6 protein-coding genes are annotated in these 10,469 nt (G+C 46.9%); 5 read left to right on the forward strand and 1 reads right to left on the reverse strand.

Annotated elements, in window-relative coordinates; translation table 11 throughout:
- From Q0668_RS20820 to Q0668_RS20830, 3 genes are all read left to right on the forward strand, one after another.
- Positions 1-3,185 (forward strand): PD-(D/E)XK nuclease family protein (locus Q0668_RS20820; RefSeq protein ID WP_298868156.1); only part of this gene is annotated, 3,185 nt, incomplete at its 5' end.
- Positions 3,186-3,202: 17 nt separating this feature from the next.
- Positions 3,203-6,742: an exodeoxyribonuclease V subunit beta gene (locus tag Q0668_RS20825; protein WP_298868158.1), complete on the forward strand. Its 3,540-nt coding sequence runs from the start codon at positions 3,203-3,205 to the stop codon at positions 6,740-6,742.
- Between the two features lie 8 nt (positions 6,743-6,750).
- Positions 6,751-7,923 (forward strand): class I SAM-dependent methyltransferase, encoded by a 1,173-nt coding sequence (locus tag Q0668_RS20830; protein ID WP_298868160.1) that lies wholly within the window; start codon positions 6,751-6,753, stop codon positions 7,921-7,923.
- 112 nt (positions 7,924-8,035) lie between these two features.
- On the opposite strand, the gene Q0668_RS20835 is transcribed toward Q0668_RS20830, so the two are convergent.
- Entirely contained in the window at positions 8,036-8,536 is a 501-nt protein-coding gene (locus Q0668_RS20835) for a hypothetical protein (RefSeq protein ID WP_298868162.1), read from the reverse strand.
- 396 nt (positions 8,537-8,932) lie between these two features.
- Between Q0668_RS20835 and Q0668_RS20840 the strand changes: the two genes are divergently transcribed.
- Together Q0668_RS20840 and Q0668_RS20845 are read left to right on the forward strand one after the other, a co-directional pair.
- Positions 8,933-10,132 carry a Gfo/Idh/MocA family oxidoreductase gene (locus tag Q0668_RS20840; protein ID WP_298868163.1) on the forward strand — a complete coding sequence of 400 codons (1,200 nt, stop codon included), beginning with the start codon at positions 8,933-8,935 and terminating at the stop codon, positions 10,130-10,132.
- 102 nt (positions 10,133-10,234) lie between these two features.
- A partial coding sequence (locus tag Q0668_RS20845; RefSeq protein ID WP_298868165.1) for a hypothetical protein occupies positions 10,235-10,469 on the forward strand: 235 nt, incomplete at its 3' end.

Consider the following 10,469-nt stretch of genomic DNA (forward strand, 5'->3'; position numbering starts at 1 on the left):
TGCCAGTTTGTTTTGCCCCCAATATTTATACTTTTGAAGCTTTTGCCGAGGCAATTTTAAACTCGCTGGATGAACCCATTCAGACCTTGCCGGAGATATCCAAACGCTATCTCCTGCGGAGTATAGTTGATGATTTGATTGCGACGCAACAAATTCAGTACTTCGCTTCCATTGCGGAAACGTCGGGATTTCTGGATTTGGTTTCCAACTTTATCGCAGAATTGAAACGTGAAGAAATCTGGCCGGACCATTTTTCAAAGGCCTGTGATCATCTCAATGTCAATTCGCATCCGAAGGACCGGGAACTGTTGTTGATTTATGAGCGTTATCAGACTGCTTTACATGAAATGCGACGCTACGATTCTGAAGGTCGTTTCTGGTCTGCGCGCACCGCGCTGCAGGATGGAATGTGGGGGCCCTTCGGTCGATTTGATCTGATTGTATTGGATGGATTTGCTGACTTTACTCATACGCAATACGAGATACTGGAACTGCTCGCTCGTCGGACCGATAAACTTCAGATTTCTCTTCCACTGGAAAATAAGTTAAAGCGGAATGACTTGTTTGCCAAATCGATCGTGGCAAAACAAATCCTCGAATCTCGATTGCCCGGAACAATTCAATCGGTTCAGTTTCAACAGAGTGATGCGTTGTCTTCACGCGGGCAGATCAGTCAGGCTTTGTTTGATAATCCGCGCGAGATCAAGCCGTTGGGTTCTGCCGAGCAGATTAAAGTTCTGGCGGTTGCAGGACAGAGGAACGAACTGGAAGTGATTGCGGCAGAAGTGAAAAAACTGTTACTGAAAGGCGTCTTGCCAGCAGAGATTACAGTTGCTTTTCGTTCGACGCGGGAATATGGCGATCTTATTAACGAAACATTTACGGCGGCCGGAATTCCTTTCTTCCTGGGTGTCGAGCAGGAGTTTTCACAATTTCCCGTCGTACGAGCCCTCTTTTCTTTTCTGCAGATCGAAATCGAAAACTGGTCATTTGACAGTATGGTGTCGATTCTTGATTCGAATTATTTTTCTCCGGACTGGCCGGAATATCAGACAGGGGAAGCGGTACGCAGTCTATCACGTGTCTTACGTCAATTAAAAATCGATTCGGGAAAAACGGATATTCTGAATGCCCTGGAACGCGCCAGCCAGAAAGCAATCGAACTCAACATTAAATATCCGGATCAAAAGAAGTGGGAAACAGATCGGCAGCAAACAGAAGCGGCATATCAACTGGCAAAACGGTTGTCTGATGCTACACTGCGGCTGAGAGGGAAGGAGTTATTTGGAGTCTGGATCGAAATTTTGATTTCGCTGGCGCATGATTTTGGTTTGCACCATGTTTGGAAGAAAGCAGATACAGAATATGATCTTCTTTCACAACGCGAGCAGTTTGTGTGGGATCGTTTTCAGCAACTGCTGTTTCATGCTGTCGCTCAGGTCGATCAGATTGAACAGTTTCATCAGCGCGCAGCAACACCGATGGATTTAGTCGCGTTTCGGAGTTTATTGCTGGATCTTCTTGAGCAGCAAACTTTGTCTCTTCAGCCGGAGGAAACGGGACGAGTCCGCGTTCTGGATGCATCACAACTGAGAAACTTGAGTCTTCCTTATTTACTGATCGGCGGTTTAAGCGAGTCGAGTTTTCCCCGGAGCCATCGCGAAGACTGTTTATACTCCGAGAAAGAGCGAGGGGAATTGAATCAGAACGGTCTTTCGCTCAAATTACATGCCAATCAGCAGCAGGAAGAGATGTTATTGTTTTATGAAGTAATGACTCGGTTTTCACATCAGCTGATTTTGAGTTATCCGGGGATCAGTTCAACGGGCCAGCCTCTGTTTGCCAGCCCTTATCTGACTGCGTTAATCGATCTGTTCGAACCAACGGCTCTTTCGGTTCAACATGTGGGGGAGTTAAATCCTTTACCGCGTGAAGAACAGACTTTGTCAAATCGTGATTTGCGCGTGCTGGCGACAGATCAGTTGAAGCAAAATCAACCGGGACAGTTTCTCAATCTGTTAAATACACCTGTACTCAGAGAGCCTGCATTGAATATTCTGGCGGCTGCGGAAATGGCGGTCTCTCGTTTTGAACGCGAAGGATTTACTGAGTACGAAGGAGTTCTAGTAACAGCTCAAAACCGACAGGCGATTCGTGAACGATTTCCGCGTGAATACGAATTTAGCACGACACAACTGGAATTGTATTTATCCTGTCCTTATCAGTTTTTTACACAGAGTGTTCTGGGAATTGAAGTGCCCGAACCGCCGGAACTGCGTACAAATTATCTACAACGGGGAATCCATGTTCATAGCATTTTGACGAAATTATATGAACTCTTAATCGAACAGGGAGGGCACGCGCAATTTTACGAAGCGGATCAAATTGAAGCGATGTTCCTGGAACTGCTGAACCAGAACGTTTCTGATGGATTTGGCGAGACGAAACTGCAACAGGTATTGCAGACGATTGAGAAACAGATTCTAGAAGACTGGGGGACACTCTTCGCAGAACAATCAGAATCGTATGGTAAACTGTTTGAAGAACTTTGGGATCAGCCACCGTCGATCGTCGGAAGAGAGGTGCCCTTTGGCAGAGTTCCATCAGAACCAGACTTTTCGCAAGCACATTACCGTCATCTTACATTGGGTACCGGATCGCGTGAGACGCGCGTGCGAGGTCAGATAGATCGTATCGACCTGGGTAGTATGAACGGTCAGAAATATTTCAACATCATCGATTATAAAACCGGGCGGTCGCTACCTTCCGCAGGCGAAATGCGTTCGGGGAAGAAAATTCAACTGGCCTTGTATTTAATGGCAGCAAAAAGGCTGGAAATGGTTGATGCTGACGCGGAACCATTTCACCTGGGATACTGGAAAGTTCAGGAAGCTGGTTTTGTCACGCCATTAAGGTCCCGCAATAAAATGCAGGACCCACTTTCGGGCGAAGATCTGGAATTACTGGAAACGACACTGGATGGGTTGGTGCCTCATTTGGCGGAAATGATTCGTGATGGATTCTATCCAGTGCAAGTCGACAAAGATGTTGCCCATCTCGATTCGTCCCTTCAATCAATTTGTCGCTTTGCTGAAGTGGAAAGCTATCGAGAATCACTGAGTAAGCATGTTGACTTACTGCAGTATTCACCAACAGTGCAGAAAACTTCTGAAGAATCTACTTGATAAAGTAACGTTCAATTATGTCGACCAAGACAACCTATACTGATCAGCAGGCCGCTGCCATCAATCAGCGAGAAGTGTCAACTGCGCTGTCTGCTGGTGCCGGTTGTGGAAAAACATTTGTCTTGACTCAACGTTTTTTGAAACTGATTGAGCCGGGAACGCCGCCGGATCGACTGAGTCATATCGTGGCGATCACATTTACCGATCGGGCAGCCCGTGAAATGCGGGATCGGATTCGCGAAACCTGTCTGGCAGAGTTGAAAAACTGTCCCACGGAAGAAGTCGGACACTGGCAGTCAGTCATGCGTGGTCTGGATTCTGCACGGATCAGCACCATTCATTCATTTTGCACATCAATTCTGCGGAGTCATGCTGTCAGCGCCAGACTGGATCCTCATTTTGGATTATTAGATCAGGGGACCAGTGATACGTTTTTGCGAAAAGTAGTGCGTGAGGCGATTCACGAACTTTTGAAACGGGAACACGCCGATGGTCTGCAGATGGTTTATCGGTACGGACTGGAAAAAACATACGAGTTAATTATCAATCTGGTTCCACAGCAGTTTCGGATTGAATTCGACCATTTCAATGACATGACAGTTGAAACAATGGCGGCCCGATATCGTGAGTATTGGGAGCAGACCTTCATTCCTTCACAGCTGGCAGAAATCGCTCATTCAGACAGCACACAGTTTTTGATAAAACTGATGAATGAGCAATCACCGAAGAACGTCAAAATGCAAGAACATTTTCAAGTGCTCTCGGCGCGGCTTCCTGAATTGATCGGTGGTGCAGAGCGGAATCGCGGTGAGTTACTGGAAACCCTGATCAGCCATGCAAGAGTGCAGGGTGCGGGGACCAAAAAAGACTGGGACGATGTCGATGTTTATGAACAGATCAAAAACGGATTTAAGAAATTGCGCGAATCGTTGAAGCCATTGTTTGAAGATCTTTCGCCGGAATATGCCAATTTTTTATCAGCAGCCGAATATAGTCTGGTTGTTTTAAGAGTGACCGAATTCGTTGCAAAACGTTACCAGCAGAGTAAAGCAGAAAAAGGATTGCTGGACTTTGATGATCTGCTGTTGCAGACTCGCGATTTGTTTCGTCGTGATCCATCGGCCCGACAGCGGGCAGCCGCCGGGATTCAGTTTTTGATGGTGGATGAATTTCAGGATACCGATCCTGTTCAGAGTGAGATCGTGCGATCTCTGTGTGGCAAAGAATTATTGACGGGTAAGTTATTTCTGGTGGGCGATGCCAAGCAGTCAATCTATCGCTTTCGTCGGGCAGACCCGGAAGTGTTTCATCAACTTCGTCAGGAAATACCGGAAGCGGGTCGATTACCCTTAAGTACCAATTTTCGGAGCCAGCCGGCGATTCTGAATTTTACGAATTGTCTGTTTTCCTCCGCGATGGAACATTATTACGAATCATTGGTGCCTTTCGATGTAGAACAGCATTCTCCCACCCCTGCGATTGAATTTTTGTTTGCATCGCCTGATGATCCGGAGATCAAAGGGGCGGATGCGGTGCGTGAGACGGAAGCAGAGTGGATTGCTGCCCGAATTCGGCAATTACTAGATGATGAAACACCACGGATATGGGCCAAAAATACGGAGACTGGCGTACGGGAATTAAAGCGAGTTGAGCCGGGAGATATCTGCATTCTGTTCCGCGCTTTGTCGAACGTAAGCCTGTATGAAAAAGCATTACAGAAATGGGACCTGGATTATTATCTGGTTGGTGGACGTGCCTTTTATGCGCAACAGGAAATTAATGATCTGAGCAATCTTTGTCAGTACCTGGATAATCCTGATGATGAACTGAGTCTGCTTGGCGTGTTACGTTCGCCCTATTTTAGTCTTTCGGATGACACGCTGTTTTCGATGGTCCGTCATTCAGAGACACTTACTGCAGCGATGCTGAATGCCCCTCCCGAAGCATTAGTACCTCAGCAGAAACGTCAGGTGCAATATGCGCAGAGCGTGCTGACAGAGTTACGTTCGAAAAAAGACAGGTTATCGCTGGTTGAATTGTTAAATTTGGCATTAGAAAGAACAGGCTATGATGCGGCTTTGTTGAATGAGTTTCTCGGTGATCGAAAAATTGCCAATTTACAAAAATTGCTTGAGCTGGCGCGTAATTTTGAATCATCGGGCTTATTTACTCTGAAAGATTTTGTGCAGCGGATCCGAGATTCCATCCTGGAAGAAAGTAAAGAAGAACTGGCTGCGACACTGCCAGAAACCAGTGATGTGATTCGTCTGATGACGATTCATCAGTCCAAGGGGCTTGAGTTTCCGATTGTGATTGTCGCCGATCTGGACCGTAAGTCACCGGGAGCTTCAAGGGATCCTGTCTTACATTCGGAATGGGGTGCCTTAGTTTCATTACCTCAGGTGCAGGGAAAAGCACCGGAAAATTACGCATTCAAAATGCAGCGGACTCTGGAACAAAGGGCCGAGGAAGATGAAACCATTCGTCTATTATACGTGGCTGTCACACGTGCTGCCGATTATTTGATTCTTTCTTCAGGTTTACCTTATAGCCGTAAAATTCAGTCACCCTGGATGAAACTGCTGGGCCGACATTTTGATTTGAGTACCGGATCTCCCGCGGTTGATCCCTATCTGGGTAGAATTTCTCTCGGTGCGATTCCCGCCGATCAAATTCCCCAGATTCATGTACATCATCACAAGCCGACGTCTTCCTTCAAAGCGGCGAAAAAACAAACTGAGCTAAAGCCGAGTCAGTATGTTCAAGCTTTGGAACAGGGCACGCCGACAGCGGTTCCCATACGATACGGACAAATTCTGCCGCAACAGGGTGCACGAAGTCATGTTAGTGTTTCTCAACTGGAAGTGATTGACGCCGAGTTGCAACACAATCGTACGGGTTGGCGCAGGGATGTGTCCGCTGGAAATTCGCTTACCTCCGTTGAAGCTACTCTATTGGGTATTTTGATACATGCTGTTCTTGAGCGTCTGGAGCCAGAGCATCCTGAGAAGGCTGCACAGATTTTAGAGTCCGCATTATTCGACCAGCCAGAACAGATTCAGAAAAAACTACGGCCTTTGATCATGCAAAAAATATCTACCTGGTATGATTCTGAACTTTGTCAGACACTCCGATCGGCGCACGCCTGCTATCGGGAACTCGATTTTCTCTTGCGCTGGCCTGATGAATCACAACGGGGAGCTCATGAAAATCTGGAATTGATCGCTCCCCTCACCATTGCCGGGACGATCGATATGCTATTTCAGGCGGACGATGGCCGCTGGGTTCTGCTTGACTATAAAACCGGGTCGCGCGTTGCGCAAATGACCGAAGAACAACTGATTGAAGAGTATGAATTTCAGTTGGGAGTGTATACACTTGCGGTGAAGCAACTCATTGAGGGCGTACCCAATTCCATTGGTCTGGCTGTGGTGGATGATACTATCAGTTTTGTGGAATTCGATTTGAATAAGAAGCGGCTCGGTGAGATTTCTATCAGGCTTTCGCAAGCGATCATTCAGTTGAATCAACCTAAAGAAGCGACAGAAAGTCGTTAACCAATTCCATGTCCAGCGAGTCATCATCCGAGCTTGATTGCTTTCGTCAACTGCACCGCACTGATGAAATCTTTGCTATCATTCAGCAGCATTCGGGATCTGAATTCCAACTGCAGAATCAATTAAGAAAAAACTATTCGCAGGACCTGGTGCGTGCGGCGTTGACCTTATCCGAATTGCGAACACGCGGGCGGGCAAAATTTTCTCAAGCGGATCAGATGTGGTTTGATCGGAAAAGCCTGGAGCAGTCGACTCCGGAGCTGGTCTCGCGACATAAGTCAGCACGGTTTTCCGGTACGGTTTACGACTTTTGTTGTGGTATGGGGGGGGATCTGGTTGCGTTAGCAAAAGAGGCTTGCGTCATCGGCGTTGATCTGGATCCTATCCTGTGTCAGTTTGCGGTCTGGAACAGCGAAGTTTATGGTGTTTCGGAAATGGTGAGTTTGATCAATTCTCCTCTTGAGGAATTTCAGGATCGACAAGGGAGATTGCACATTGATCCGGATCGGCGTCCCGGTTCGGGTGGCAAGGTCATTCGGATTGAAGATTATCTTCCGGGGCTGGAGACTCTACTCAAATTGATCCCCCAGTTTCAGGGCGGGGCGATCAAACTCAGTCCCGCCAGTAATTTTGCGGGAAAGTTTCCCGAAACCGAGACGGAACTGATCAGCTTGAACGGTGAATGCAAAGAAGCCACGATCTGGTTTGGTGATCTGGCCGGGGAACAGGAATTTCGGGCGACTGCCATTTCGAAAACGGGTGAGGTCAACAGTATTGCCGGCCATCCACTGGATGCCTTTGTGAACATTACTCCTCCGGGTTCTTATATTTACGATCCCGATCCTTCAGTTGTCCGTTCCGGATTACTGGATGTGGCTGCGAGTCAGTATTCGCTGAGCCGTCTCGATTCTGAAGAAGAATATTTGACCTCAACGAGTCCGGTAGATTCCGCTTTTTTCAGACGCTTCAAAATTCTGGCAGAGTTGCCAAACAATGAGCGGGAGATCCGGAAATATTTTCGGACTGCGTCATTTGGTCAACTGGAAATTAAATGTCGGCGAATACCTGTTTCGATTGAAGGTCTGCGCCGCAAGTTGTCACTGAAAGGTGAAGCAGCGGGCGTGTTGATCATTGCCCGCTTAGAGGGAAAAGCCCGCGCTCTGATTTGTGAGCGTGAATAGTCCACTCTCTTTTTATTTAAACAGCATCAAAAAAACGGGAGTCATAAGCTGACTCCCGTTAGTTTTCATTTCATGCAGTAAACTCTGACCGGGGTTACTGGGCTGATCTCGTTTATTGAGCCACCCGAAATTGGAATCTGTCGATCGGAATTAATTGTTGAGGTGGCGTAGCAGCATTGTTAAAGAGGAATGAAAAACCATAACAGGCAACAATACCAGAAGACATCTCGGCGACATAAAGGCCGCCATTTGCAAATTGGACACGCCCTTGTGCCGGTAAATCAACGGTACCAGGAACGATCACGTAATGTGGTTTTGCCGTTGGATCAACACCAAAGTCTGCAGCCAGATTTCGGAAGTAGGCCTGTGTGAATTTTCCTGATCGTGAATTCAATACTGCCCCCTGTAGTCGACCTGTTAAGAAGTCGAGTACAAAGACTGCTTCGGCATTGCCCGCTTTGGTAGGGACCGTTGAAATTGCGAAGCGGTCCGTATCTCTGTCTGTAGCGACCGCCAGTGCGGGCTCATGTGGCCAGAAATAGGATAAACACATTCCGCAGATGACGCCGACGGCTAGCCAAAGGAATCGGCGTTCGCCATTTTGTTTTTTCACCACAAATGCCTCCCCATGTTCATTGTAAGTATGTAGAGCGTGTGTTTGCACACAGACTACAGTTAGAAACAGAATTTGAAGTAACATTTCGAAGGCTTGAAGCATTCGAACTGGTCTGGACTCAGACCTGCTACTGTATTGTATCCAAGAACTTTGTTCGCTGCCAGAGTTGATTAAAAAGGAAAAAAAATGGCAAATTCTGTTTGAGAAAATGGGATGTTTATTGCGAGATTATGCTCTGTAATTCACATTGGTTGTAATTCCGATGATCCAAAAGTATGCTGACTTGTAAGTGACTGTCCGGAGGGCCGGTCAAATACAACATCTTGCTGCTCAACACTAACTCGTCTGATGGTATGGGTATAGAATGAATTACAAAGAGGAAGGAGTTCAACAATGGAAACAATGAACGGTCAACTCAATCGTAAATTGCGAATGGCACTTGTAGGGGGTGGTCAAGGCTCGTTTATCGGACGTGTTCATTCCATTGCCGCCTGTCTGGATAATCGTGCAGAACTGGTGGCTGGTGCTCTTTCATCAAATCCAGAAAGAGCGAAGGCATCGGCACCCGCTTATGATATCAAGCCGGAGCGTGCCTACGGTTCCATTGAAGAACTGGTCGAAAAGGAATCCGGTCTGCCTGAAGATGAGCGAGTTGATTTTATCAGCATAGCAACACCGAATTTTACGCATTTTTCGATTGCGAAGACGGCAGTCGAGGCCGGGTTTAATGTCGTTTGTGATAAGCCAATGACATTTGATTTGGGGCAGGCGGAAGAATTGCAAAGCCTGGTTGAGAAATCGGGTGTGGTGTTTGCCGTCAGTCATAACTACACCGGTTATCCTCTCGTGCGGATGGCACGGGAAATGATTCTGAACGGTGACTTTGGTGAGATTCAAGCGGTGCGTTCGAATTATATTCAAGGTTGGTTACGTTCGCGTCTGGAAGAGGAAGATCAGAAACAGGCTGCCTGGCGGACCGATCCGTCAAAATCCGGAGCGGCTGGTGCGTTTGGCGATATTGCCACACATGCTTACAACCTGGGACGTTATATGACTGGGCTACTTCCTGAAGAAATCTCGTGTAATTTGAAGATTTTTGCACCGGGACGAAAACTGGATGATTACGGTCACGCTGTCATTCGGTTTCAAAATGGCGCTATGGGAACTGTGACAGCCAGTCAAATATCACACGGTCGCGAAAATGATTTATTCATTGAGATTGACGGAACAAAAGGGGCGCTGGCATGGCGCCAGGAAGAGCCAAATCAGATGGTGATTCGACGCAATGGTCAACCGCATTCCGTTTATACACGCGATCCGAATGCGCCATATATGAATGAATCCGGTGCAGCCGCCTGTCGTTTACCCTCCGGTCATCCAGAAGCGTTCTTTGAGGCTTTTGCAAATATCTATCGCTCTGCCTTCGATGCCATGATTAACCGCATTACGGGTCAGCCAATTGAACCAAAAAATACCATTTATCCAAATGTGTATGATGGCGTGGAAGGGATGTTTTTTATCCAGCAATCTGTTGCCAGCAGTCACGAAAATGGTGCCTGGCTTCCCTTTCAATGTGAGAGTGCCCGCAGCTAGAACTTACTCATCCAAAGTTTATATTGAGTGATTTTCCAGAATGAGAGATTGTAGATACCCTGTTGATCGTTCATCAAAAGAGAATCAGGAAGTTGGTGTTTCATGAAGAATCTTCCACTGCATTACCAAATTCTAATTGCTTTGATTGTTGGTACCGTTCTCGGATTTATTTTTAATCCTGGTGAATTTTCTCTCAATAATATTTCATTAACACTCAGCTACTCTGAATCTGGCTTTCAGGTAATCGAAGAGGATGCCAAAAAAGCTCAAACAGAGTACCAGTTCAAAGATCGTAAAGAATTACTCGCGCGCTTTCCAGAATTCGAAAAGATCCTGT

It is taken from the genome of uncultured Gimesia sp. (assembly GCF_937910335.1).
In the GTDB taxonomy this organism is placed as follows: domain Bacteria; phylum Planctomycetota; class Planctomycetia; order Planctomycetales; family Planctomycetaceae; genus Gimesia.